Origin of the sequence: Isoptericola luteus (genome assembly GCF_020297055.1) — a bacterium.
GTDB classification, from domain to species: Bacteria; Actinomycetota; Actinomycetes; order Actinomycetales; family Cellulomonadaceae; genus Isoptericola; species Isoptericola luteus.
This window is the reverse complement of sequence record NZ_JAIXCQ010000001.1, coordinates 149,433-174,082: the sequence shown is the minus strand read 5'-3', so window position 1 is coordinate 174,082 and position 24,650 is coordinate 149,433. Positions and strand designations below refer to the sequence as shown.

The window sequence follows — 24,650 nt, the reverse complement described above, 5'->3', positions numbered from 1 at the left end:
CGCGACGGAGCCACCTCAGGCAGGAGAGACGGGGATGTCGTCGACGATCGACGGAAGATCGGCCTGGTGCCCCGGGGCGGAGCCCGCCCGGAGCCACTGGCCGGCGCGCGATGCGTCCGCGACCACGGCCGCCACGTCAGAGCCCGCGCCGCCGCGCGAGAGCGACGACGACGAGCCGACGGCGTTCGCGACCGGCCCGGTCGGCGCGCCGTCCGCGTCGCCGCGAGGCGAGGCCGCGGAGTCCTCGGCACGTTCGGCCTGGTCCGGGACGCTCCCGGCGAAGGGAGGTGCCGTCTCGACGGATGACGGCGAGGTCGGGGAGGGCAGCGAGGGCGTCGCATGCCCGGCGCGCGCGGTCGGCGCTGCCGGCTCCGCCGGTGCGGCACGCACGACAGGCTGCTCCCCAGGCGTTGCTCGCTCGGCAGCGAGGGCAGGGGTCACCCCCGGTGTTCCCGCAGGCGTCACTGTCGCCACCACGGGCGCGGTCACCGGGTCGACGGCACCGAGGACCGGTGCGACCACGGGATCGAGCACCTGGGTCACCGGGCCGACCGTACGCACCACGGGGTCGAGGACGGGACGCGCCACGTCCAGCACAGGACGGGTCACGTCCAGCACCGGCGCTGCCACGTCGACGACGGGCTCGAGGATCTTCCCCACCGCGCCGGTGACGGGGGTGAGCGGGCGGGTGACCTCCCGCACCACGTCACCCACCGGCGCCAGGACCGGGTCCGTGACCCGGGTGACGGGCTCGACGACGGGGTCCAGCACGTCCTCGACGGGGGCCAGCACCTGCTCGACGGGCTTCGTCACCCGCTCCACCGGCTCCGCCACCTTCTCGGTGACCCGCTGCACCGGCTCGGCCACCTTCTCGACGACCTTCTCGACGGGCTTCGTCGACTTCTCGACGACCTTCTCGACAGGCATCGTCGACTTCTCGACGGACTTCTCGGCGGGCTGCTCAGCGGGCTGCTCGGCGGGCTTCTCGGCGGGCTGCTCAGCGGTCTCCGCGGGCTTCTCGGCCGGCTCCGCCGCCTTCTGCACCCGCTGGGTGACCTTCTCGACGGGTTCGGTGACGACCTTCTCGACCGTCTTCCCCACTCCCTGGGCCACGGGATCCAGGACGTCGGCGGCGACGTGCTCCACCAGGGAGCTCACGACACCGTCACGGCTGCGCTCCGAGGTCCCGTCGGAGCCGTCGTCGGCGGAGGCCAGGCCGGCGCCGAGGGCGAGGCCGCCCAGCGTCCCGAGGGCCGCGCCTGCGGCACGCAGCGCCCACCGGCGGAAGCGTCCGGCTTCCGGCGGTCCGGCGTCGCTGTGCGTCACGCTGCCTCCTTGCGTCGTGCTCCGCCGTCGCCCTGGGCGACGGCTCACCCCCTAGCGTGGTGCCCGAGCAATCGTCGCGCAAGCGCACACGCTCCGGGCGAGGTCAGGCGAGGGTGGTGCCGAACGCCAGGCCGAGGAGGTAGGTGATCGCCGCGGCGCCGAAGCCGATGGCGAGCTGCCGCAGCGCGCGCGTCAGCGGCGACGTGCCCGACAGCAGCCCGGTGACCGCACCCGTGATCAGCAAAGACACACCGACGAGGCCGGCGGCCACGGCGATCGCCTGGGCGCCCGTCAGCCCGAACAGGTACGGCAGCACGGGGATGATCGCCCCCGACGCGAAGAAGCAGAAGCTGGAGACGGCGGCGCCCCAGGCGGTCCCGTGCGTCTCGCGGTCGTCCGCCGGCGACTCCTCGTGGTCCAGCGACCCCGACGTCAGGCCCTCGGTGACCGCGAGCCGCGCCAGCACCCCGTCGGCCCGGGCCTGGGCGGCGTCCTGGTCCATGCCTCGTGCCCGGTACACGAGGGCGAGCTCGTTGGCGTCGACGTCGAGGTGGGGCAGCGCCTGGGCGCTCTTCGGGTCGGGGTCGGAGGCCTCGAGCAGCTCGCGCTGGGACCGCACGGACACGAACTCGCCCGCACCCATGGACAGCGCGCCGGCGAGGAGCCCGGCGACCCCGGTGAGCAGCACGGTCTGGGACGACACCCCGGACGCGCCGATGCCCAGGACGAGCGCGAGGTTCGAGACGAGCCCGTCGTTCGCGCCGAAGACGGCAGCGCGGAACATGCCGGACATCCTGTTGCGGCCGCGGGTCGCGAGCCCGCGCACCACCTCCTCGTGGATCTGCTCGTCCGCCGCCATCCTCGCGGTGGCGAACTCCTCGCGGTCGTACGTCGAGCGGGCCTCCGCACGCTGTGCGAGAGCCAGCACGAACACGCCGCCGAACCGGCGGGCGAGGAGGCCGAGCATGCGGGTACGGAGGTCTCCGGGGAGCGGCCGGCCGACGTCGTCGCCGAGCAGGTCGAGCCAGTGCTGCTCGTGCCGCTTCTCCGCGTCCGCCAGAGCAAGCAGGATCTCCCGCTCCTCCCCGGTGCGGCGACGCGCGAGGTCGCGGTACGTCGCCGCCTCCGCGCGCTCGTCGGCGAGATGGCGCCGCCAGCGACGCAGGTCGGCGGGGTTCCGGGCGAGCGACGGCGCCGGGTCGCCGGGTTCGTCGGGGTGGGGTGGCTGCACGTTCTCATGATGGCGTCACCGCGCCCACGACGGGTTGTGCACCGCGCCGTGCCCACTTCCGGCCGTCGGTGCGGGGGGATTCGGACGGCCGAAGCCGGGGGCGCGTAGGTCGTGTCCCAGGCTCGGTGCACAATAGGGCCGACACCCGGGGCGCTCCGGGTGCACACATCGGGATACCGAGGGACACCGACGTGATCATTGTCAGCACCGACGGCTCCTGCCTACGCAACCCGGGCGGCGCGATCGGCTGGGCGTGGATCGCCCACGACGGCGGCCGGTTCGACTCCGGCGGGGCCGTGTCGGGCACCAACCAGATAGCCGAGCTCACCGCGCTCCTGCGCGCCATCGAGGCCCACCCGGGCGACGAACCGCTGCTCATCGAGTCCGACTCGCAGTACGCCATCCGGTGTGCTTCGGAGTGGCTCGAGGGCTGGAAGCGCAAGGGCTGGCGCACCGCGTCCGGCGGCGCCGTGAAGAACCTGGACCTCGTCCAGGCCATCGACCGGGCCATCGCCCACCGGGGCGGTCCGGTGCGGTTCCGCTGGGTGCGCGGGCACGTCGGCAACCCGTTCAACGAGCGGGCGGACCAGCTCGCCGGGCTCGCCGCACAGGACTGGGCCGCCGGGCGAGGTGGCGTGGGAGAGCTGCTCGTCGCACCGGAGGACTCTGACGGCGGAGCCGGGTCGGCTGCCGTCCCGGGGGCAGCGCGCCCGCCCCGCGAGCCGGTGGGCGCGCGAGCCGACTCGGGCTGGGAGCTCGGCACCCTCTTTGACTGAGATCCGTTCCGCAGACGCCCTCACGGTCCGGCACCTCAGCGATCGGCCGCTGGACCTGGGGCCCACGCTGGCCCCGCTACGGCACGGCGTCGGCGACCCCACCTTCACCCGCACCACCGACGGCGCCGTCTGGCGCACGACGCTGCTACCCAGCGGCCCCGCCACCCAGCGGTTCGTCGCCGACGGCGAGCGGTCGGTCGTCGTCCAGCAGTGGGGTCCGGGCGCACGCGAGGCAGCCGACCGGCTGCCGCAGCTGCTCGGCGAGGACGACTCCACCGACGGGTTCGTGGCCCCGCCGCAGGCTCAGGCGGCGGCACGCCGTGCCGTCGGGTTGCGGATCACCCGCAGCGGGCGGGTGATGGAGGCCCTGGTGCCGGCCGTGCTGGAGCAGAAGGTGCAGGTCGTCACCGCGCACCGCGCGTGGCGTCATCTGGTGCTGCGGCGCGGGAGCGCGGCGCCCGGGCCTGCGCCCGCCGGGCTGCGGGTCGTTCCGGACGCCCGCACCTGGGCGGCGCTGCCCGTCTGGGAGTGGCACCGGGCAGGCGTGGATCCGCGGCGCGCGGCGACCGTGGCCCGCTGCGCGCGCGTGGCGGCCAGGCTCGAGGAGACCGCGACGCTCCCCGGCGCCGAGGCACGGGCGCGGCTCGAGGCCGTGCCGGGGATCGGTGAGTGGACCTCGGCCGAGGTCGCGCAGCGTGCGCTCGGCGACGCCGACGCGGTCTCCGTCGGCGACTTCCACCTCGCCGCGGCGGTGGGCTGGGCGCTCACAGGCGAGCGTACGGACGACGCCGGGATGCTCGAGCTCCTGGCACCGTACGCACCTCACCGGCACCGCGTGGTGCGGCTGCTGTTCCTGGACCGCCGGGCCCAGGCGCCACGGCGCGGGCCACGGCTGCCGATCCCCGACTACCGAGGGCTCTGACTACCGGGCCTTCGGACTCCCTGGGGTGCCGTCACTCCGGGAGCGCGCAGGACCCGTCGACGCACACGCCGCCGTCGTCGGTGAGCATCTGCAGGCGGTTGTCGTCCGTGGCGCGGTGGGGCTCGGCGGCCTCTGCCGCGCTCGTGGACATGAGGGTGGTGCGGCGCGGGTTGGCGATGGAGCGGTACGCGCTCTCGGTGACGTCGTTCATGCTCTCTCCTCCACGATGGGTGCTCAGCGACGGTGCCGGCGCGCCCGATGTCGGTCCGTCGCAGCGTTGCGAGACGGAATCTCCCCATCTTGTGCGACTCCGTCTCGCAATGCGAGGGGAGGTGCTGTGAGATGCGGCACGCACCCGATCACACGTCGGCGCCCTGCTCCGCGAGCACCTGGTCGAGGACCTGGACGAAGACCGCCGGGTCCTGCGCACCGGAGACGCCGTAGCGCCCGTCGAGCACGAAGAACGGGACGCCGTTGATGCCGAAAGCCCGGGCGCGCGCAATGTCGTCGGCGACCGCCTCGGCGTAGGCACCCGTCTCGAGGGCCGTGCGCACGGCCTCCCGCTCCAGCCCGATGTCCGCGGCGAGGTCGGCGAGGTCGTCGACCCGGCCCACGTGCCGGCCCTCGGTGAAGTACGCGCGCAGCAGCCGCTCCTTCATCTCGGACTGCTTGCCGAACGCCTTCGCGACGTGCAGGAGCTCGTGCGCCTTGAGCGTCTTGGTGTGCCGGACGTCGTCCATGCGGTAGGTGAGGCCCTCGGCAGCGGCGAGCGCGGTCACCTGGTCCTGCATCTGCTGGGCCGTGGCCAGCGGGATCCCCTTGTGGTCGGCGAGGAACTCCGTCGCCGTGCCCTCGAAGTCGACGGGCGTGTCGGGCGACAGCTCGAACGAGTGGTACTCGATCGTCACCTCCGGTGCCGAGCCGTCCCGCTCCGCCATCCGCTCCAGCGCGGACTCGAAGCGGCGCTTGCCGATGTAGCACCAGGGGCACGCGACGTCCGACCAGACGTCGACCTTCAGAGTCGTCATGCCCAGCCGAACGCCCCGCCGCGGGAAGGGATTCCCACGACGGGGCGTGACGTGCGTCGTACGGTCGAGCCGACGGCTCAGTTGAGCGGTGCGGCCTCGTTCACCCCGGCGTCCTTCCCGGGGAGCTGGCTCCCGGCGATCCCGGCGATGAGCTGGTTGATGTCGACGCCGGTGAGCTGCTTGATCACACCCTGGCCCTCACTGAGGACGGATGCGACGTTCTTGGTGATCGCCGAGGCACCGTCTGTCGAGACGACCGTCATGCCCTGGATCGCACCGATCGGCTCCGCTGCGGCACGCACGATGTCGGGCAGGCGCTCGATGAGCTCCTGCACGAGCGCGGCCTCGCCGTACTTCTTGAGCGCCTCTGCCTTGGCGTCGGTGGCCACTGCCTCCGCGCGCCCCTCGGCCTCCGTCGCGGCCGCTCGGGCCTCACCCTCGGCCCGGATACCGGCCGCGAGGGCGATCTGGCGGTCACGGTCGGCCTCACCGGCACGACGCACGGCCTCGGCCGAGGCCTCGGCGTCCTGCATCGCGGCCTTCTTGTTCGCCTCGGCGATCGTGGTGCGCTTGTAGGCGTCGGCCTCGGTGGCGGCGTTCGCCGCGTCACGACGGGCGTTCGCCTCCTGGACCTCGGCGTAGGCCTTGGCCTCGGCCGGCTTGCGCACCTCGATGTCGAGGCGCTCCTGGGTGACGCGCGCCTTCTCGGCAAGAGCCTCGCGCTCCTGCTGTGCCACGAGGCGGTCCTGCTCCGCGCGGGCGAGCTGGCCGGCGGCGTCCGCCTCGGCGTTCGCCCGGTCGGTGTCCGCCTTGATGACGGCCTTCTTGAGGTCGAGCGCCTTCTGACGCTCCGCGATCTGCTCGGCCGCCTCGATGACGGCGAACTCCGACACCCGACGGGCCTCGGCCTCGGAGACCTCGGCGACCTGCAGCGCACGGGCACCCTCGGCGCGACCCAGGTTCGCGAGGTACGCCGACCCGGGCGTGGAGATGTCGGAGATGTTGAGCAGGTCGACCTGCAGACCCTGCTCGGCGAGGTCCGTCTTGGTGGACTGCACGACCCGGTCGGACAGGCCCTTGCGGTCGGAGATGATCTGCTCGATCGTCATGTCGCCGACGATGGAGCGCAGCGAGCCCTCGAGGGACTCCTTGATGATCTCGGTGAGCATCTCCTGCTGCGACAGGAATCGCTGCGCCGCCCGGCGCACGCCCTCGTCGTCGCCCCGCACCTTGAAGTTGATCGACGCCTTGATGGCGATCTTGATGCGGTTCTTGTCGACGCCCTCGACCGTGATGCCGATCTGGCGCTGCTCGAGCGAGATCGCGAAGCCCTGCTGCAGGACCGGCCAGACGAACGTGCGGCCGCCGATGACGACCTTCTGGCCCGACGCGGAAGACTCCTTGCGCCCCGCACCACGGCCGACGATGACGAGGGCCTGGTTCGGCGGGACCCGGCGGATGCGCTGGGCGACGAAGATGCCCACCGCGAGGAACGCCACCACGAGGGCGACGACCGCGATGGTAGTGATGAAGCTGCTGTCAGAGGTGTCGAACATGGTGCGCGCCGGGGCGCGGCTCCTTCCGGTCGCGGGACGTGCGGTTCAGGGGTCGTGCGGCAGGCGGTGCCGGGGCCGGCTCAGCGCGTCGGCGCGAACGGCCCGACGCGGACGGTGCTGCCGAAGTGCTCGACGACGACCACGCGGGCGCCGGCGGGGATCGGCTCGTCGGCACGGGCGAGCCGGCGCTCGAGCTCGCTCGCGGCGTCGAGGGCGACCTCGCCCGACGTCGGGGTGATGTCGGTGGTCGCCGTGCCCTGCACCCCCACGAGGGAGACGCTCACGCCGTCCTCCGACGCGGTGAGGCGGCGGACCAGCGCCTGGGCCAGCAGCACCGCAAGGATTCCGACGACGGCCGAGACCGCGTAGGCCAGCCAGACCGGCCCGCCGTTCGCGACCACGATGGTGCCGACCGCGCCGAAGACGACGCCGCCGACGCCGAGCGAGGTGCTGGAGACGGCGCCGTCCCCCAGGTCGATGAGGTCCCCCACGATCAGCGAGACGAGGAGCAGGAGCATCCCGGCAGCGCCGATGAGGATGAAGACGAGCACGTGTGACTCCCTGTGACGATGCCTTGGCGAGAACGTGACCAAAGTGTGAGCGCGTCCACCCTAGCGGACCGGGCGGTCGCGACGGTGCGGTCATCCACCGCCCGACCTGCCACTTCGCCCCGGGTGCGCGATCATGCAGTGATGCCACTCCAGCCGAGCAAGGACCCACAGCTCGTGCTCCTGCGTCACGGGGAGACCGAGTGGAGCGCCAGCGGGCAGCACACCGGTCGCACCGACCTCGAGCTCACCGCTGCCGGCGAGGAACAGGCCGGCGTCGCCGGCCGGGCGATCGCTGCCCTGGAGTTCGGCGCGGTCTACACCTCTCCCCTCCGACGGGCCGTGCGGACCGCCGCGCTCGCCGGCCACCCGGACGCCGTCGTCGACCCGGACCTGGCCGAGTGGGACTACGGCCCGGTCGACGGCCGCACGTCCGCCGAGGTCGGGACGATCCTCGGGCGCGACTTCCAGATCTTCGACGACGGCGTCCAGGTGCTGCCGCCCGACGACGAGCACGGCGAGGGCCGCCCAGGCGAGCGGCTCGAGGAGGTGTCCGCCCGCGCGCGCCGCTTCGTGGAGCGTGCCGACGTGACGCTGAACGACGGCGGGAACGTGCTCGCCGTCGCCCACGGGCACCTGCTGCGCGTGCTCGCGACCGCCTGGCTCGGCGTCGAGCCCCGCTACGGCTCACGGCTCGAGCTGGGCACCGCGGCGATCTGCCTGCTCGGCTACGGGCACGGCCTGCGCACCATCGAGGGCTGGAACCTTCCGCCCACCGTCTGACGTGCACGCAGCGGTGTCACGTTCTGGCACCATGTGCGCCATGGCGCTGAACGAGCAGGATCTCACCACGGGTGAGCGCATTGTCATGGAGCTGCGGGAGCACCCCAAGGCCCTCCTGTGGCCCTTCGTCCTGCTGCTCGTGCTGCTGGCCGGCGGGGCCGCGTCGTTCCTGGTGCCCGTCGCCGACGTCGTGCGCTGGATCGCGCTCGGCGTGCTGGCTCTCGTCGCCGTCGTCTGGGTGATCCTGCCGTGGGCGCGCTGGCACTCCTCGTCGTACTCCGTGACCAACCGGCGCATCGCGATGCGCACCGGCCTGATCACCCGCACCGGCCGGGACATCCCGCTGTACCGCGTCAACGACATCGCCCTCGAGAAGGACCTCGTCGACCGGATCCTCGGGTGCGGCACCCTCGTCGTCTCCGACGCGACCGAGAAGGCGGGCATGGTGCTGCACGACGTGCCGCGCGTCGACGACGTGCACGTGCAGCTCCAGGAGCTGCTGCACGCCCACGACGACGGTTCCGACGACGGCGAGTTCCCGCCGACCGAGCCGCCGCGGGGGCCCCGCCGCTGAGTTCTTGCTGTGAGCGGGCTGCGGGGTTTCACCACTGGCTGCGACGTTGCTGGCGCGGGTTACTGGCGCGGGTTACTGGCGCGGGTTACTGACGCGGGTTACTGACGCCGGTGGGATCCGGGCGGCGTGTCGGGCGGTCGGTCGTACCGGTGACCGGTCGGCGCTGTCCAACGCGTCACGCCCGTCGCGGGATCCCGGCCGACCCGCCAGCCGCCGACAGTCTTTGCCCGGTGATGGGTGCGGCACAGCGCGTGCAGGTTGTCGCCCCGGGTCTGGGGGCCGCCCACCGACGGGTCGTACGGTTCGACGTGGTCGAGGTCGCACCCCGACGCCGGCACCCGGCAGCCCGGGAACGTGCAGGTCACGTCACGGGCGGCCACCGCGGCGCGCAGGCTCGGGCTCGGCCGGTACGACCGCGACGAGACGTCGGTCAGCACGCCGCTCCCCGGGTCGGTGAAGATGCGCTGCCACACGGCGTCCGGGTCGCTCGCCAGAGCACGGGCCATCCCGGCGGGGATGGGGCCGTACCTCGCGAGCGTCGCGGGCAGGTCGTCCGTACCCAGCAGCGTCGACGCCGCGACGCTCACCTGTACGCCACCCCGCCGGCCCCGGGTGACCGGGCCGTCGGCACCGCGCCCGCGCGCCGTGTCACCACCGCCCGCTCCGGGCGAGTCGGAGCCGGCCGCGGCGCCTGAGCCCGCCCGCAGGCGTCCGCTGAGCAGGCCGGTCAGGACGTCGGCCCGGCACTCGTCGAGCCGACGCTCCTCCCCCTGGCCGCGGCGCACCGCGAGTGCGAGCTCGTCGACGGCGGCAAAGGCCCGCGACGCGTCGTCCGCGGGCAGGTAGGCGGTCAGGTAGGCCATCGCGTCGCCCACGGGCTCGATCCGCACGAACCGTTCCTTGCGTGCCGCCTGGTGCCGCTCCTCGGCGCCGCCAGGGTCGATCTCGATCTCGGCACGCTTCATCCGGGCACGGATCTGCGGGACGGTCAGCCGTTCGACCTTGGGAAGCAGGTCGCGGACGGCGGTACGCCGCTGCTCGTCGGGGAGGCGTCCCGCCGAGATCAGCGCCTCCGCCTTGCGCCGGTCGACGACGCCCTCCGCCAGTGCGTTGGCGACCTCGGGCAGGCGTGACGTCCCGTGCGCCACCGCCACGTGCTGGCCGGCGGCGCCCCGCGTCAGCCCGAGCCGGGAGGCGACGCCGTCGGTGACGAACTCGTGCTGCGAGGTGCCGTTCGTCCGCTCCAGGAGCTCCGCCAGGGCCCGCGCCGAGCCGGCCTGGGCCCACGACGCGACCCGCTCCCAGGCCGCGAGCACCTCCAGGAGGGTGTGGTCGTCCAGGTCTGCCACCTCGATCGAGGCCAGCCACTCGGCCAGCTCGGGCCCCGGCAGCGCCGCGTCGAGCCGCGCCGCCAGTGTGAGGGCGGCGGCCGGGGCAACAGGGGCCGGGGCAACAGGGGCCGGGGCAACAGGGGCCGGGGTAAGAGCATCGGGCCCGGCCGCGACTCGCTGCTCCACAGTGGCTCGCGGCGCCGCTCCGCGTGGCGAGGGGCCAGGTGCGTCCGAGTCGAGTGCGTCCGAGTCGGAGGCGTCCGAGTCGAGTGGGTCCGCGATGCGCTGCACCAAGGCGGCCCGCGGCAGCAGCACCCCGCCCGGCACGAGGACGGGATCATCCGATTCGGACCGCGGGGTGGACCGCGCGAGCGACACGACGGAGCCGAACCGACGACCCGACACGGTGGGGCACCGACGCATGCCTCTCGCCCGTTGGTCCTGGCCACCCGGGCGGACCGTGCGCGGCGCACCGTCAGGCAACGACCGGAGCGCCGTGTCACCGAGATCGAGGAGACGGGCAAGGACGCGCTCGACCCGCGAGGTGCTCGACGTCGAGGTCGCGGCCACTGCCGAGATCGCGTGGGAGGTCGCGGCTGACGGCAAGCTCGACACGGCTGCGGCCGGCAACGTGCCCGGCTCCGATGCGGCCGGGGCACTGGCCGCATCGGAGCCGGACGTTCGAGCACGCACAGGGACGGCTGGGGGAGCAGCCGAACCATTCCGCGCGTCTTCGAACATGTGTTCGACCCTAGCGTGCCTGATCAGGTCCGGCAACGTCCGCGACGCCCTGTGGACGACGCGCGGCAGTCCGCTGCCAGCCAGCGGTCAGAGCCGCGGGTCCCGCGCACGGGGGAGGCGGATCACCCGACCCGGGGAGGTGCCCGGCACCCTCGCAGCGCGAGCGTGGGAGCACACCGGTTCCCCACGAGAGGCTCGTCATGACCACGGCACGCACCGAGACCACGACAGCACCCCGCACGACACCGACCACCAGGACCACCAGGATCCTGAGCGCCGCCGCCCTCGGGACGTCGGCCGCCACGACGGCGCTGCTCGGGCTCCTCCTCGCCCGCCCCGAGGTCAACCCGTTCCTCGAGGGCGCCACCACGCTCGGCCGGAACTTCCTCAGCGGCCCGGTCCTCACCTGGGTCCTGCTGGCGGTGGGCCTCGTCGGCGTCGCGGGCGCCGCCGTGGCGCTCGCCCGGCCCACGGACGGCAGGACGGGACGCGGTACCGGCCGTCTCGTCACGACCGTCGCCGGCGTCCAGGTCCTCGGACTCGGGATCCTGGCCCAGAGCATGTCGACGCTCAGCGTCTCCGGATACCTCGTCGCGCTGGCGGTCCCCGTGCTCACCGTGTGGGCGGCGGTGCAGGTGTTCCGCACCCGTCCCGCGTGGCGGATCCCGATCGCCGTGGCAGGCGTGCTCGCCGTCGTCGGGATCGTCGTCGCCCGGGACGCGTTCGCCATTCAGCTCGGCGGCGTCATGAGCGGGTTCGTCCGCGAGCGCTGGGAGCTCCTCGCGGTGCTGCTCCCGCTCGCCACGGCGATCGTCTGGGCCGGGCTGGCCGCCGTGGGCGCCTGGCGCCGCGGCTCGCTGCGGCACGCGACCGCGTGGGTGACGCGCCACCGCAAGACGTTCACCGTCATCGCCGCGCTCGGCCCGCTGCCGTACGCGCTCGCCCGGCTCACCTGGCTCACGCCGTGGCCCCAGTTCGGCGGCGAGGGCGTCCCGCTCGCCGTCAAGATCCAAGGACTGTCGCTGTCGTCCGGCGCCTGGCTGGGCATCATCCTCACGCTCGGCCTGATCCTGCCGTGGGGCGAGCGGTTCCCGCGCTGGTTCCCGCGCCGCGCCGGGCAGCCGGTGCCGCCCGCCGCCGCGATCGTCCCCGGCGGGGCCGTCGCCGTCATGCTCTGCGGTGCCGCGATCCCGCTGCTCCTCGAGTTCGGCGTGACGGCGGCGCTGATCTTCCCCGCGTGGTTCTGGGGTCCCGCGCTGGCGCTCGCCGTGTGGGGCTACGCCGGCCACCGGGCGGGCGTCCACTGACGCCCCGCAGCGGGGTCAGGCCTGGACGGCGCCCCGTGCGCGCGAGTGCATGTCCTTGCTCAGGCGGACCTGCCCCGCGTCGTGCGCGGCGAGCAGCAGGCGGGCGGGTTCGACGGGGTGCGGTGCCCCGTCGAGCCCGCTCCATGCCCCGAACCACCCGGCGACGGTCACGCCGTGCGCGGGCCGCTCCACGACGTCGACGGCGTCCCCCGCCGAGAGCGACCCCTTCTCGACGACGCGCAGATAGGCGCCAGTCCGGTTGGCCTCCGTGAAGCGGCGCACCCAGCGCGGCGGCGACTTCAGGTGCCGCGCGAACGTCTGGCACGGCGTGCGCGGCTGCGTCACCTCGAGCAGCGCGGACCCGATGCGCCACCGCTCGCCGATCACCGCGCCGTTGACGTCCACGCCGCGGGTGCGCAGGTTCTCCCCGAACAGTCCCGGGACGACGTCGTACCCGAGCTCGGCGCCCCACACCTCGGCGTCCTCCTGCGCGTACGCGTACACCGCCTGGTCCAGCCCGCCGTGGTCACGCCGGTCCGCCTGGACGTCGGCGTACAGGCCGTAGGGCGTGACCTTCACCGGTCCCCCGACGGGCCGCTTGTCGATGGCGGTGACGCCCACCGTGCCGGCGTCGGGCAGGAGCCGGTAAACACGGCACACGGCGAGGAGGTCAGCCATGGGCCGTATCCTCCCACCACGCCGGGCCGCCGGGGCACCCGCCCAGGGTCCGGACCTGCGGTTCCGCCGACCTGCGCGCCCGCCGGCCCGCGGGACCGTTGGGGACGCGAGACACCGGTCTCGTCGTTACCGTGGGTCCGTGACCGACCGCAACGACCTGCCGCACGTCGTCGTCGTCGGCGGCGGGTTCGGCGGGCTCGCCGTCGTCAAGGCCCTCGCCGGCGCCCCCGTGCGCATCACGCTGGTCGAGCGCCGCGTCTACAACACGTTCCAGCCGCTGCTCTACCAGGTGGCCACGGGCGGCCTCAGCCCGGGCGACGTCACCTACTGGCTGCGGGGCCTGCGGCTCAAGCAGAAGAACGTGCGCGTGCTGCACGAGCACCTGGTCGGCATCGACCACGACGCCCGGACCATCCGGCTCGCCAACGACGAGCATGTCTCGTTCGACTACCTCGTGCTCGCCAACGGCGTCACCGTGAGCTTCTTCGGCACACCGGGCGCCAAGGAGCACGCGTTCGGCATGTACTCGCGCTCGCAGGCGCTCAAGATCCGCGACCAGCTCTTCATCCGGCTCGAGAACTCGGCGTTCACGCCCGCCACGGACGACGGCCTGCGCGTCGTCGTCGTGGGTGGCGGCGCCACCGGCGTCGAGGTCGCCGGGGCGCTCGCCGAGCTGCGCACCGCCGGGCTCGAGCCCGCGTACCCCGAGATCCACGGCGACGCCTTCGAGATCACCGTCGTGCAGCGCGGGACCGACCTGCTCAAGGGGTTCCACCAGAACCTGCGGTCCTACGCCGCCGCCGAGCTCGAGCACCGCGGCGTGACCCTGCGGCTCGGCGCCGGCGTCGCCGAGGTGCTCCCCGACGCCGTCGTGCTCACCGACGGCACCCGCATCCACTCCGACCTCACCGTGTGGTCCGCCGGCGTCGGCCCGCACGCCGAGGTGGACGACTGGGACCTGCCCCGCCGCAAGGGCGGTCGCGTGGCCGTAGGGCCCGACCTCCAGGTCGAGGGGCGCCCCCGGGTCTTCGCCATCGGCGACATCGCCGAGACCCCCGACTGGCTCCCCCAGCTCGCCCAGCCCGCCATCCAGGGCGGCAAGGCAGCGGCACGCAACGTCCTCGCGCTCCTCGAGGGGCGACCCACCGAGCCCCTGACGTACCACGACAAGGGCACGATGGCGGTCATCGGGCGCCGTGCCGCCGTCGCGGAGGTCACGGCGCCGGGGTTGCGCGCGCCCCTGCGCTTCACCCGGGGGACGGCGTGGCTGATGTGGCTGTTCGTGCACGTGATGTCGCTGATCGGGCCGCGCAACCGCGTGACGACGCTCGCCGGCCTCGTGACGCGGTACGGCTTCCCGTTCCACCGCCGGCCCATCCCGATCGTCGGCGACGTCCCGACCGTCCGGCCCGAGAAGTAGCTCCCCGTCCGGCCCCCGTCAGCCCCGTCCCGGACGCACCCGCCGGGTCAGCGCGTAGACCACGAGGATGACGACGACGAGGCCCGCGGTCGCGACGATCTGGGCGCGTGCGGCGTCGTCGGACAGCATGAGGCCCGCGAGCCCCACCAGCGCCGCGAGCGTCACCCGGCTCAGCCACGGGTAGCCCCACATGCGCAGCCGCATCGGCTCGCCCGACCGGGCAGCCTCCGCCTCCAGCCGGGGCCGCAGCCGCAGCTGCGAGACCGTGATGAGCAGCCACACCACGAACAGCGCCGACCCGACGGCGTTGAGCAGGATCGACAGGAGCGAGTCGGGCAGCAGCCAGTTCAGGCCCACCGCCACGACGCCGAAGAACACCGACACCAGCACCGACACCCACGGCACCTCGCGCCGGGAGACCTTCGTGACGGCCGACGGCGCGTCGTCGCGCTGCCCCAGCGAGTACAGCATCCGCGACGTCCCGTAGACGTTGGCGTTGAAGGCGCTCAGCAGCGCCAGCACCACCACGACCTCCATGAGCCGCGCCGCCCCGTCGAACCCGGCGAGCTCGAGCACGGACACGAACGGGGAGACGAGCGCCGCGGCGTCGTCCCACGCGACGAGCGCCACGATGATCGCCACGGAGCCCACGTAGAAGAACAGGATCCGCCACAGGATGGTGCGGGTGGCCCGGGCGACGGCGTCGCGCGGGTCGCGGGCCTCGGCCGCGGCGATGGCCACGATCTCGATGCCGCCGAACGCGAACGCCACCGCGAGCAGCCCCGCCGCGACGCCGGCCCAGCCCGCCGGGGCGAAGCCGCCGTGCGCGGCCCAGTCGCCCAGCACGCTGCCGCTCACCGGGACCACGCCGACCACGACGAGCGCACCCACCACGAGGAACCCGACGATGGCCGCGACCTTGATGAGGGCGAACCAGAACTCGGCCTCGCCGAACTGCCGCACCCCCACCAGGTTGATGCCGCCCAGCAGAGCCACGACGACCGCCGCGACCACCCACTGCGGCACCCCCGGCCACCAGCCGGCCACGATGCCCGCCACCCCGGTGACCTCCACGCCCAGCACCATGATGAGCATGAACCAGTAGAGCCAGCCCAGCAGGAACCCCGCCCAGCGCCCGAGCGCCGCCTCCGCGTACACGGAGAACGAGCCGGACGACGGCAGCGCGGACGCCATCTCCGCGAGCATCCGCATGACGAGGACGACGATCGCGCCTGCGATCGCGTAGCTGACGAGCACGGCGGGGCCCGCCGTCCCGATCGCCTGCCCGGACCCGAGGAACAGCCCCGCCCCGATGGCGGAGCCGAGGCCCATCATCGTGAGGTGCCGGGGCCGCAGCCCGTGCGCGAGGGCAGCGTCGGGCGGCGGCGCGCCCTGCGGGTCGGTGGTGGTCACGGCGCACCACGCTAACCCCTGGTGCCGGGACGCGAGCGGCGACGCAGGACTGCTACGGGACGCGCAGCTCGCTCAGCGGATCACGACACGCCGCCCACCACGCGGGCACGGCGCTCATGACAGCAGTGGTCGCCGCCACGACCACTGCGAGCGACGCCACGTAGGCGGGGTCGGGGAGCGGGTCCCCCGACCACCACAGCCAGGCGGAGCCGACGGCCGCGCCAAGCACGGCCCCGGCCACAGAGAGCAGTGCGACCTGCGCCACCACGAGCGTCAGGATCATGCGGCGCGTGGCCCCGAGGGCCCGTCGGCGGCCGAAGTCCCGACGACGGATCATCGCCGCCCCCCAGACCACCACGGTGACCGCCGCGACCGCCGAGGCCAGTGAACCCAGGATGATGGCGCGGTTCTGCCGCGTAAGCTCGCCGTCGACCATCCCGTACGCGTCGGCGAGCTCCTGGGACGTCTCGACCATCAAGTCCTGGGCCGGGATGTCCGCGAGCTCCTGGCGCACCAGCTCGGTGACGGCACCGACGTCGGCGGCCCGCCGGGCAACGATCACGAGGGTGTTGATCGGCGCAGGGTCATCCCCTGTGTCCGCGACCGCAGGTGCGAGCAGCACCGGGTCCCACGACCGCACGGCCATCGGCAGCTCGATCTCGTCCGCGACGAGGTACTCCGTCTCGGAGTACGGTGCCCGGACCAGTCCTCGCCCGGGTAGCCCCAGCGTCTCGACGGCCTGCGCCGTGGCCCAGACCTGGCGGGTCCCGGCGACGGGAGTGAGGGACGCCGGCGCGTCCTCGGCGATCTTGCCGTAGACGTCGCGGAGCGCCACGAGCTCGCCGGCCGTGTTGGCCGCCGCCCGGACATCCGTGGCCGGCCCGAAGCCGAGAGCAGACTCGACGAGGTCGTACGCCGCGAACCGGTCCACGAGGTCGGACATGAGCGGAGCACCACCGTTCACGGGCGCATGGACGCTCACTGTGCGGATCCCCGCCTGCTCGATCTGCGCCAGGACGGCGGACTGCGCACCCTCCGCACGGCCAGCAGTGACGAGCGTCGTCGTCGTCGCGCCGAGCACCACGAGCAGCGTCAGGAGCGAGACGATCCGCTGCGCTCGGGCGGCGGCGACAGTCTCGCGCAGCAGCACCCGCACCGGTCCACGGCCGCGGCTCATGCTGCCTGCGGCCCGAGGTCGAGGTGGACGTCGGCCTGCGCGGCGACGGTCGGATCGTGGGTGACGATGACGACGCACCCGCCGGCGGCGGCGTGGTCGCGCATTGCGCCCATCACGACGTCGGCCGTGGCACGGTCGAGATTTCCCGTGGGCTCGTCGGCAAATACGACGTCCGGGTCCGCAAGCAGCGCGCGACACAAGGCGATGCGCTGCGCCTGGCCGCCGGAGATCTGTGCCGGACGACGATGCAATGGCACTTCGACCCCTACTCGGTCCATGAGCTCGACGGCTCGACCGACGAACGTCGCCGGATCCTCGTGCCGGTACAGCACGGACTCGACGATGTTGTCGAGGACGGTTCGCGTCGGGTCGAGCACCGCGTCTTGGAAGACGAACCCGAACCGGTGCGCACGCACGCGGGCTCGCACCGGGTCGGAGAGCCGCTCGACGGGCACCCCGTCGAGCAGAACCCGGCCGGCCGTGGGACGGGCGAGTAGCGCCAGCAGGTACAGGCGCGTCGACTTCCCGCACCCCGAGGGGCCGGTGAGTGCGGTCACCGTGCCTGCGACGAAAGTCTGAGACCACCTGTCGACGACGGCCTCACTCCCGCCCGGGTAGGTGAAGGAGACGTCATCGATCGCGAGGCGCGGTGCCGTCGTCATGCGCCGCCGTGCCCGCCGACCGGTACACGTACCCGCGCGCCGGGCTCCAGGCCACTCACCACGGCGCGGCCACCCTCGACGGCGTCTACGGTGACATCGACGGCAGTGCCGTCGTCGAGCGTCACCTGAGCCCTGCCCGAGTGCCCGACGTCGAGCGCGGCGGCTGGCACCACGATGCCCTCGGTGGGCGCGAGCACCACCACCCGGGCAGGGAGGATCTGGTCGCCTGCGGTAGCGATGCCCTCGCACTTGCCGTCACAGACGGTGCTCTGAGCCAGCGGCTCGATCGTCGCGACAGCAGCTTCGGCGTCGTCCTGCGGACGGACGATCTTGCCGATGACGGCGGACAGCTCGGCGTCGCCCGCGGTGATCTCGACGACCATGCCCGACTCGAGCAGGCCCAACTGGTCCTCCGGAACTGTCATCTCGAAGGTCACGTCATCGGGCACGACCTCAGCGATCACGGAACCCGCTCCCAGCGTGGTGCCGAGCGGGACGTCATCGGCCCAGTCCGCGAGCCCAGGAAGCCTCGGGACGAACACCAGCTGCCCGAGCGGAACCGTGCCAGTGACCGGGAGCCCCACCCGTTCCTGCCAGGCGCGGACCTGCTGTTGTGTGGCGGCTCCAAACGTGCCGTCGGCGTCCGCCGTGCGCGCGCCGACGTCGACGAGCATCTGCTGGAGCTGGCGGACGTCGCTCCCCTTGATGCCGCGGGCCAGGTCGCGGAAGGCGGGGACGTCGCCTGCTGCGACGACGACGGGGCGGAGGTCGACCGAGTACAGCCTCCTGCCTGACTCGACAGTTCCCCCCTGCTCGACGAGGTGCTCGGTGAGGACGCCGTGCACCGCGTTCACCACCGCCGTGCCGCCAATGCGGCGAGCCGTGACGTCGAGGCGGATCGATCGCCCCACCGTCCCGTGATCCGCCACGACGAGTGCATACTGCGGGCTGGCGGGGACTACCGGCGACGGGGCGAGGAGCGCCTTCAACGCAACGCCGAGCGCGGCCCCCGCCGCTAGCACCACGACGATGCCGGCCGCTACCCACACTCGCTGTGGCCCGAAGGACGTCTGGAGCCTCGATCCGCTCATGCCGGTCTTCTCCTCGTCATTGTCGGGGCGCGTGTCTGACTCAGGCGATGCGGTGCAAGGACTGGCGCGATGCGCTCGCGAGTCGTGCCGGGAGGTACGGGAGCCATGGTGTCGGACGCTAACCATCGGCCGACAACGTCACTCCGGGCACGTCTGCTTCACGCGGTCGAGGGCTACCCCGGCCGGGAGCTCCGCGAACGGTGACCACGGTCCGTCGTCACCGTGCAGGTAATCGTCGATGAAGACGTTCACCGACGGCGGCTCCGAGATCTCGTGTCCTAGACCCTCCAGGCAGGCCTTCGCGTCAACCCACCGGTCATAGACGACTGCAACCTCGGCCCTGGTCAGCGGCTCGTCGTACGGTCCCGGTCCGACGGCATCCTCGCAGGCGGCCATATCGTCGGTGAAAGCTCCTGCTTGGTCCCGCGGAAGGGTTTCGTAGGACAGGCCACCGGCATCCGCCGTCACGCCCTCCCAGCCTTTCTCCCGCAAGCACCGGACGGACTGCGCGATCCAGTCTTCGTGCGCGGCTTCCTTGGCGGCCAATCCCTCCTTGGCGGCCGCTAGTTCCTCCGTGGTCACAGGTGCAGCCGTCGCGACATTCCCGACATCCGGACCCGCGGTGGCCTTGCTAGCCGGGGCCTGCGGACTGCCACAAGCTCCAATCGACAGCATCAATCCCGCGATGAACAGCCACGAGATCCTCACTCGTTCGAACCCGGACACTCCCCGTTCACGCGATCTTGCGCGCGGATGCATAGGTCTACGCCAGATTCAGGTCGCCCGTGGTGTACACGCTCCAATAGCCGTCGCCACAGCCGATGACGCTCCCGTTCTTCGCGGTCGTCTTCCACGTCGTCCCGTTGTAGAACTTCCCGAATCCGGCACCAGGCGGCCAGTGGCTGGTTCCGGACGAGTACGCGCTCGTCGGATAGGGGCCAAGAACGTACGAGTTGCCCGCATGCAACTTGTTCCGATTGTCACCATATAGATCATCGTAGTGGCAATTTTGTGATCTATGTCGCGTTGCCCTAGGCCTCGCGGTCATTGGTGTTCGGGCGCGAACGAGGTCGGTCGTGCGCGACGGCTCAGCGCGTCGCGACGTCCCGTCGTCGGAACCCGGCGAACCCCAGCGCGAACAGCACCACGGCGACGCCGCTCAGCCCGCCCACGTGGACCCAGTCGACGTCGGCGGTGAGCGGGTCCGGTACCCACCAGAACGGCGACGCCTGGCGCGCCCACTCGGGCAGGCCGAACAGGTCGGCGAACATCGCGACCACGAGCGTGTAGCCGTAGACCAGCCACACGAACGGGGTGGCACCCGGCACCCACGCGTACAGGGCCGCGGCCAGCCCCACCAGAACCAGGAGCGCGGGGAGGTAGAGCGCCCCGACGCCCGCGACGGCGCCGAACGATGGCTCGGCGATCCCGGACGCCGCCACGCCGGCCCCCAGCGCCAGCACGCCCGCCAGCAGCACGACCGCCGTCCCGATCGACGACACGACCAGGCCCGCGCCCAGCCACCGGCCGCGGGAGACCGGCGTCGCGAGGACCTGCTCGGCCCGCCCGGCCTCCTCCTCCGCCTTGGCGCGCAGCGTCGCGACCAGCCCGTACGCGCCGGCGCCGAGCGCCGCGTAGAGCACGACGATGCCGACGAACGCCTTCTCGAGGTCGCCCTCGCCCAGCAGGGCCGCGTAGACGGGGTTCTCCTCGAGGGACTCCGCCATCTGGGGGATCTGCGCGACCACGGTGCCGGTCGCGAGCCACATGAGCGCGAGGCCCAGCGCCGTCCACAGCAGGGACATGCGCTGCTGCCTCCACGCCACCGCCGACGGCGCACGCAGGAGCGCGCCGGCGTCCGCGCGCCCACCGCGGTCGGCGACGAGGCCGCCGCCGAAGTCGCGGCGGGACGCGAGCGCCGACGCCACGAGCAGCAGCACGACGATCGCGACGAGACCGAGCGCCGCCGGCCACCAGCGCAGGTCCACGTACGAGCGCATCTGCTGGGCCCAGGCGATCGGCGACAGCCACGACACCCAGCTGCCCCCCAGCTCCTGCATGTCGCCGACGGTGCGCAGCGTGAACGCGGCGCCGAGCGCGGCGAACGAGATCCCGGTGGCGCCGCGCGAGTGCTCGGTGACCTGCGCCGCCACGAGCGCGATCGCGCCGAACGTCAGCGCGCTCAGCGCGATGCCGAGGGTCATCGCGACCGAGTCGACGGCCGCCAGGTCGTTCGCGACGAGCACCCCCGCGGACAGCACCGCGACGAGGAGGTTCACCAGCACCACGACGACCAGCACCGCCACCGCGGCCGCGTGCCGTCCGACGACGGCGGCCCGCACCAGCTCCGACCGGCTGGACTCTTCCTCGGCGCGCGTGTGCCGCACCACCTGCAGGATGCTCATCACGGCGAGCGCGAGCACCACCCACAGCACGAGCTCGTTGGCCACCGCGGCCCCGACCGTGTAGTCGTCGGTGCCGTAGCCCGGGCCCGTCATCGAGACCATCGCGGGCGAGCGCACCAGCGCGGCGCGCGCCTGCAGCCCGGTGGCGTCGTCGGACATCAGCACGTACTCGGGCAGGGCCGCGAGGTACAGCAGGGGGATGCCCAGGCTCCACGCGACGATGCGCACGCGGTCGCGGCGCACGATGAACCGCACCAGGCTCCCGGTCCCCGTAAGCGTGCTCATCGTGCACCCGCCCGCGCGGCGTCGTCGGCGGCCGCCTCGCCCGCCGGCTCGTCGCCGTAGTGCCGCATGAACAGCTCCTCCAGCGACGGCGGCGTGGCGGTGAACGACCGCACGCCCAGCGCGCCGACGGTCGGCAGCAGGTCGCCCATCGCCGCGTTGTCGACGTCGAACGTCACGCGGGTGCCGGCGGCGTCGGGGGACGTCGCGAGGTCGTGCACGCCCGGCAGCGCGGCGATCGCGCCCGGGTCGCGGTCGACGACGGCGGTCACGCTCGTGCGCGTGAGGTGGCGCAGGTCGTCGAGCGTGCCGGACTCCACGGCGCGGCCGCCGCGGATGATCGTCACGGTGTCGCAGACCTTCTCGACCTCGGACAGGATGTGGCTGCTCAGCAGCACCGAGGTGCCCGACTCCTTGGCCTCGCGCACGTACTGCGTGAACACGGCCTCCATGAGCGGGTCCAGGCCGGACGTGGGCTCGTCGAGCACGAGCAGGTCGACGCGGGAGGCGAGCGCCGCGACGAGCGCGACCTTCTGCCGGTTGCCCTTCGAGTAGGTGCGCGCCTTCTTGGTGGGGTCGAGCTCGAACCGCTCGAGCAGCTCGGCCTTGCGCTTCTTGTCGGGGTTGCCGCGCAGGCGAGCGAGGTAGTCGATCGCCTCGCCGCCCGTGAGGCCAGGCCACAGCGACACGTCGCCCGGCACGTAGGCCAGCCGGCGGTGCAGCGCGACGGCGTCCCGCCAGGGGTCGCCGCCCAGCAGGCGGGCGCTGCCGGAGTCGGAGCGCAGCAGGCCGAGCAGCACGCGGATCGTCGTGGACTTCCCGGCCCCGTTGGGGCCGAGGAAGCCGGCCACCTGGCCGGTGGCGACCGTGAGGTCCAGCCCGTCCAGGGCCTGGACGGAGCCGAACGACTTGCGCAGGTCGTGGATCTCGACGGCGGGCTCGCCGGAGGTGCGGGTGGTGGTCATGGAGGTTCCTCGTTCTCGTGACGACGGTGTCCGGGATGCGGCTGCGGGAACGCGAGGTCAGGCGGCGGTGCCGTCGGTGTCCTCGGCCTCGCCCCCGGTCCCCGGCGGGTCGGACACGTACAGGAGGTAGTCGTCGAGCATGCGCCGCGTGGTGAGGAAGCCTTCCGTGAACATCTCGAGCATCGGCAGGTAGAGGTCGTCCGTGAAGGCGCGGACGGCCGCGTTGACGTCCTCCGGGTCCTCCGGCGGGTTCATCGTGACAGACAGCATCAGCGCGCCCAGGGACGAGTACACGAGGTAGCGCACCCGGGCCCGCTCGTCCCGGCTGGGCCTCACGATGCCGTCGGCGACCGCCTCGGCCGTGTACTGCTCGGCGTCGTCGATCATGTGCTCGACGAACGTCCTGCCCACCGAGCCGCCGGCCTGCAGGGACCGCAGCACGTAGCCGACGAGCGGGGCCATGTCGTCGGCCTGGGCGAGGACCTCCAGCAGCTGGCCGCGCGCCGCCTTGCCCATGTTCTGCCGCTTGGTCTCCACGATCCACGCGAGCACGTGCTCGTCGCACGCGGCGTGGAGCTCGTCCTTGGAGCCGAAGTGGTGGATGACGAGGGCCGGGCTCACCCCGGCCTCCGCGGCGATCGAACGGACCGAGGCCCCGAAGCCCGACTTCGCGAACCGCAGCACCGCGGCGTCCCGGATGCGGGCGCGGGTGCCGGTGTCCGGCTCGGCCGATGCTGAACGCATGTTCAACACTAAACACGCGTTCAGCCGCGACCGCAAGACCCCGGGCGCGAGAAGATCGGGCCGTGACCGCTCTCGCCCGCCGCCTCACCACCTCCGACGCCGTGGTCGTCGGCCTGTCGGCCATGGTGGGGGCCGGAGTCTTCGCCGCCTTCGGCCCGGCCGCGCAGGCCGTGCTCCCGGCCGGGACGGGGACGGCGCTGCTCGTCGCCCTCGCCCTCGCCGCCGTCGTCGCCTACGGGAACGCGACGTCGTCGGCGCAGCTCGCCGCGCAGTACCCCGCCTCCGGCGGCACCTACGTCTACGGCCGCGAGCGCCTCGGCCCCTGGTGGGGGTACGTCGCCGGGTGGGGGTTCGTGGTCGGCAAGACGGCGAGCTGCGCGGCGATGGCGCTCACCTTCGCCGCCTACGCCGTCCCGGCGGCCTCCCAGCGGCCGGTCGCTGCGCTCGCCGTCGTCGCCCTGGCCGCGGTGGCCTACCGCGGGGTCACCCGCACCGCCAGGCTCGCCCGCGTGATCGTGGCCCTGGTGCTGCTGGCGCTCGGCGTGTGGACGGCGGTCGCGCTGGGCAGCGGCGCGCCCGCCTGGTCGCGGGTGGTCGCCGGGCCCGACGCCGGCGCGGGGCTCCTGGGCGGGCCCGCCGGCTGGTACGGCGTGCTGCAGGCGGCGGGCCTGCTCTTCTTCGCGTTCGCCGGGTACGCACGCATCGCCACCCTCGGCGAGGAGGTGCGCGACCCGGCGCGCGCCATCCCCCGGGCGATCATGGGCGCGCTGGGCGGGGTCGTCGTGCTGTACGCCGTGGTGGCGGTGACCCTGCTGGCCGTGCTCGGCCTGCCGGCCGTGGCGGCGTCGACGGCGCCCCTGGCCGCCGCCGTCGTCGGCACGCCGTGGGCGTCCGCCGTCGTGCGGGCGGGGGCGGCGCTCGCGTCGCTGGGGGCGCTGCTCGCGCTGGTCGCGGGGGTGGGACGCACCACGCTGGCCATGGCGCGCGAGAACGACCTGCCGCGCGCGCTCGCCGCGGTGCACCCGCGCTACCAGGTGCCGCACCGCGCGGAGGTCGCCGTCGCCGTCGTCGTCTGCGCCCTGGTGCTCACCGTGGACCTGCGCGGGGCGATCGGGTTCTCGTCGTTCGGCGTGCTCGTCTACTACGCGGTGGCGAACCTCGCCGCCTGGACGCAGGGCGCGGAGCACCGGCGATACCCCCGGGCGCTGCAGGGCGTCGGGCTGGGCGGCTGCCTCGTGCTGTGCACGACCCTCCCGCTGGGGTCGGTGCTGGCCGGGCTTGGTGTGCTCGCGCTCGGGGTGGCCCTGCGGTGGGTGCGGGTGCGCCGGGTCAGCGGTTGACGCGGCTGGCGCCGAACGGGCCGCCGAACACCAGGGAGATGCCCAGCACGAACCCGACGTCGTACCAGTTGCCGCTGTTGTGCACCTCGTACACGGACACGGAGTCCGTGAACAAGGAGATCACGAAGGTGACCGGCAGGATCATCCCCTGCCACAGGCCCCACCAGAACCCGTAGGGTCCCGCACCGCCGATCGTCGTGGTGTCGACCCCGGGGTTCGGGCCGGCGGCGCACGCGCCCAGCAGCAGGAGCGCCCCGACGGCGAGCACCACGGTCGCTGTGCGCAGACGAGGTCGTGACGTCATGCCGCCACTCTCGCACCGTCCGGGCGCCGACGCGCGGCGCACGACG

24 protein-coding genes are annotated in these 24,650 nt (G+C 73.2%); 7 read left to right on the top strand and 17 right to left on the bottom strand.

All coding sequences use genetic code 11. The features are described 5' to 3' along the window. Nucleotides 1-15: 15 nt before the first annotated feature. Nucleotides 16-1,326 carry a hypothetical protein gene (locus LEP48_RS00830; protein WP_225563619.1) on the bottom strand — a complete coding sequence of 437 codons (1,311 nt, stop codon included), beginning with the start codon at nucleotides 1,324-1,326 and terminating at the stop codon, nucleotides 16-18. Between the two features lie 103 nt (nucleotides 1,327-1,429). After that, a complete protein-coding gene (locus LEP48_RS00825) occupies nucleotides 1,430-2,557 on the bottom strand; it encodes a VIT1/CCC1 transporter family protein (RefSeq protein ID WP_225563618.1) in 1,128 nt (375 codons plus the stop codon). Between the two features lie 191 nt (nucleotides 2,558-2,748). On the opposite strand from LEP48_RS00825, the gene LEP48_RS00820 reads away from it, so the two are divergent. Beyond that, on the top strand, nucleotides 2,749-3,333 hold the full coding sequence (locus LEP48_RS00820; RefSeq protein WP_225563617.1) for a ribonuclease H family protein: 585 nt from the start codon (nucleotides 2,749-2,751) through the stop codon (nucleotides 3,331-3,333). Continuing rightward, the gene (locus LEP48_RS00815; protein WP_225563616.1) at nucleotides 3,326-4,255 is read left to right on the top strand and encodes a DNA-3-methyladenine glycosylase family protein; all 930 of its coding nucleotides are present in this window, start codon (nucleotides 3,326-3,328) and stop codon (nucleotides 4,253-4,255) included. The genes LEP48_RS00820 and LEP48_RS00815 overlap by 8 nt, the downstream gene beginning before the upstream one ends. A 31-nt stretch (nucleotides 4,256-4,286) precedes the next feature. Here LEP48_RS00815 and LEP48_RS00810 read toward each other — a convergent pair whose 3' ends face one another. The 4 genes from LEP48_RS00810 to LEP48_RS00795 all read right to left on the bottom strand — a co-directional run bounded on the left by LEP48_RS00810 (nucleotide 4,287) and on the right by LEP48_RS00795 (nucleotide 7,390). Further along, nucleotides 4,287-4,466: a hypothetical protein gene (locus LEP48_RS00810; protein ID WP_225563615.1), complete on the bottom strand. Its 180-nt coding sequence runs from the start codon at nucleotides 4,464-4,466 to the stop codon at nucleotides 4,287-4,289. 148 nt (nucleotides 4,467-4,614) lie between these two features. Next, nucleotides 4,615-5,283 (bottom strand): DsbA family oxidoreductase, encoded by a 669-nt coding sequence (locus LEP48_RS00805; RefSeq protein WP_225563614.1) that lies wholly within the window; start codon nucleotides 5,281-5,283, stop codon nucleotides 4,615-4,617. A gap of 77 nt (nucleotides 5,284-5,360) precedes the next feature. Further along, nucleotides 5,361-6,839: a flotillin family protein gene (locus LEP48_RS00800; RefSeq protein WP_225563613.1), complete on the bottom strand. Its 1,479-nt coding sequence runs from the start codon at nucleotides 6,837-6,839 to the stop codon at nucleotides 5,361-5,363. An 80-nt stretch (nucleotides 6,840-6,919) separates the two neighbouring features. After that, on the bottom strand, nucleotides 6,920-7,390 hold the full coding sequence (locus LEP48_RS00795) for an NfeD family protein (RefSeq protein WP_225563612.1): 471 nt from the start codon (nucleotides 7,388-7,390) through the stop codon (nucleotides 6,920-6,922). Between the two features lie 141 nt (nucleotides 7,391-7,531). On the opposite strand from LEP48_RS00795, the gene LEP48_RS00790 reads away from it, so the two are divergent. Beyond that, complete coding sequence (locus LEP48_RS00790) at nucleotides 7,532-8,170, top strand: histidine phosphatase family protein (RefSeq protein ID WP_225563611.1); 639 nt, start codon at nucleotides 7,532-7,534, stop codon at nucleotides 8,168-8,170. A gap of 40 nt (nucleotides 8,171-8,210) precedes the next feature. Further along, nucleotides 8,211-8,744 carry a PH domain-containing protein gene (locus LEP48_RS00785; RefSeq protein WP_225563610.1) on the top strand — a complete coding sequence of 178 codons (534 nt, stop codon included), beginning with the start codon at nucleotides 8,211-8,213 and terminating at the stop codon, nucleotides 8,742-8,744. Nucleotides 8,745-8,842: 98 nt separating this feature from the next. Here the strand turns inward: LEP48_RS00785 and LEP48_RS00780 are convergent, their stop codons facing one another. Next, nucleotides 8,843-10,261 (bottom strand): HNH endonuclease signature motif containing protein, encoded by a 1,419-nt coding sequence (locus tag LEP48_RS00780; RefSeq protein ID WP_225563609.1) that lies wholly within the window; start codon nucleotides 10,259-10,261, stop codon nucleotides 8,843-8,845. Nucleotides 10,262-11,016: 755 nt separating this feature from the next. On the opposite strand from LEP48_RS00780, the gene LEP48_RS00775 reads away from it, so the two are divergent. Continuing rightward, nucleotides 11,017-12,123, top strand: a complete 1,107-nt coding sequence (locus tag LEP48_RS00775; RefSeq protein ID WP_225563608.1) for a hypothetical protein — start codon at nucleotides 11,017-11,019, stop codon at nucleotides 12,121-12,123. 15 nt (nucleotides 12,124-12,138) lie between these two features. Here LEP48_RS00775 and LEP48_RS00770 read toward each other — a convergent pair whose 3' ends face one another. After that, entirely contained in the window at nucleotides 12,139-12,801 is a 663-nt protein-coding gene (locus tag LEP48_RS00770; RefSeq protein WP_225563607.1) for an MOSC domain-containing protein, read from the bottom strand. Between the two features lie 139 nt (nucleotides 12,802-12,940). On the opposite strand from LEP48_RS00770, the gene LEP48_RS00765 reads away from it, so the two are divergent. Next, complete coding sequence (locus tag LEP48_RS00765) at nucleotides 12,941-14,221, top strand: NAD(P)/FAD-dependent oxidoreductase (protein ID WP_225563606.1); 1,281 nt, start codon at nucleotides 12,941-12,943, stop codon at nucleotides 14,219-14,221. A gap of 18 nt (nucleotides 14,222-14,239) precedes the next feature. Here LEP48_RS00765 and LEP48_RS00760 read toward each other — a convergent pair whose 3' ends face one another. From LEP48_RS00760 to LEP48_RS00725, 8 genes are all read right to left on the bottom strand, one after another. Continuing rightward, on the bottom strand, nucleotides 14,240-15,634 hold the full coding sequence (locus LEP48_RS00760) for an amino acid permease (RefSeq protein WP_308009940.1): 1,395 nt from the start codon (nucleotides 15,632-15,634) through the stop codon (nucleotides 14,240-14,242). A gap of 52 nt (nucleotides 15,635-15,686) precedes the next feature. Next, complete coding sequence (locus LEP48_RS00755; RefSeq protein WP_225563605.1) at nucleotides 15,687-16,811, bottom strand: FtsX-like permease family protein; 1,125 nt, start codon at nucleotides 16,809-16,811, stop codon at nucleotides 15,687-15,689. Beyond that, nucleotides 16,808-17,473: an ABC transporter ATP-binding protein gene (locus LEP48_RS00750; RefSeq protein WP_225563604.1), complete on the bottom strand. Its 666-nt coding sequence runs from the start codon at nucleotides 17,471-17,473 to the stop codon at nucleotides 16,808-16,810. Before LEP48_RS00750 ends, LEP48_RS00755 begins: the two co-directional genes overlap by 4 nt. Next, nucleotides 17,470-18,690, bottom strand: a complete 1,221-nt coding sequence (locus LEP48_RS00745) for a peptidoglycan-binding protein (protein WP_225563603.1) — start codon at nucleotides 18,688-18,690, stop codon at nucleotides 17,470-17,472. Before LEP48_RS00745 ends, LEP48_RS00750 begins: the two co-directional genes overlap by 4 nt. Before the next feature lie 12 nt (nucleotides 18,691-18,702). Beyond that, complete coding sequence (locus tag LEP48_RS00740) at nucleotides 18,703-19,146, bottom strand: hypothetical protein (protein WP_225563602.1); 444 nt, start codon at nucleotides 19,144-19,146, stop codon at nucleotides 18,703-18,705. Nucleotides 19,147-19,652: 506 nt separating this feature from the next. After that, nucleotides 19,653-21,254 (bottom strand): ABC transporter permease, encoded by a 1,602-nt coding sequence (locus LEP48_RS00735; protein ID WP_225563601.1) that lies wholly within the window; start codon nucleotides 21,252-21,254, stop codon nucleotides 19,653-19,655. Next, nucleotides 21,251-22,216 (bottom strand): ABC transporter ATP-binding protein, encoded by a 966-nt coding sequence (locus tag LEP48_RS00730; RefSeq protein WP_225563600.1) that lies wholly within the window; start codon nucleotides 22,214-22,216, stop codon nucleotides 21,251-21,253. The genes LEP48_RS00735 and LEP48_RS00730 overlap by 4 nt, the downstream gene beginning before the upstream one ends. Nucleotides 22,217-22,273: 57 nt before the next feature. Then, nucleotides 22,274-22,960, bottom strand: coding sequence for a TetR/AcrR family transcriptional regulator (locus LEP48_RS00725; protein ID WP_225563599.1), 687 nt, complete (start codon nucleotides 22,958-22,960; stop codon nucleotides 22,274-22,276). 62 nt (nucleotides 22,961-23,022) lie between these two features. Between LEP48_RS00725 and LEP48_RS00720 the strand changes: the two genes are divergently transcribed. Continuing rightward, nucleotides 23,023-24,300, top strand: coding sequence for an APC family permease (locus tag LEP48_RS00720; protein WP_225563598.1), 1,278 nt, complete (start codon nucleotides 23,023-23,025; stop codon nucleotides 24,298-24,300). On the opposite strand, the gene LEP48_RS00715 is transcribed toward LEP48_RS00720, so the two are convergent. Continuing rightward, nucleotides 24,290-24,604 (bottom strand): hypothetical protein, encoded by a 315-nt coding sequence (locus tag LEP48_RS00715; protein WP_225563597.1) that lies wholly within the window; start codon nucleotides 24,602-24,604, stop codon nucleotides 24,290-24,292. The two genes, LEP48_RS00720 and LEP48_RS00715, sit on opposite strands and share 11 nt — an antisense overlap. Between the last annotated feature and the right edge of the window lie 46 nt (nucleotides 24,605-24,650).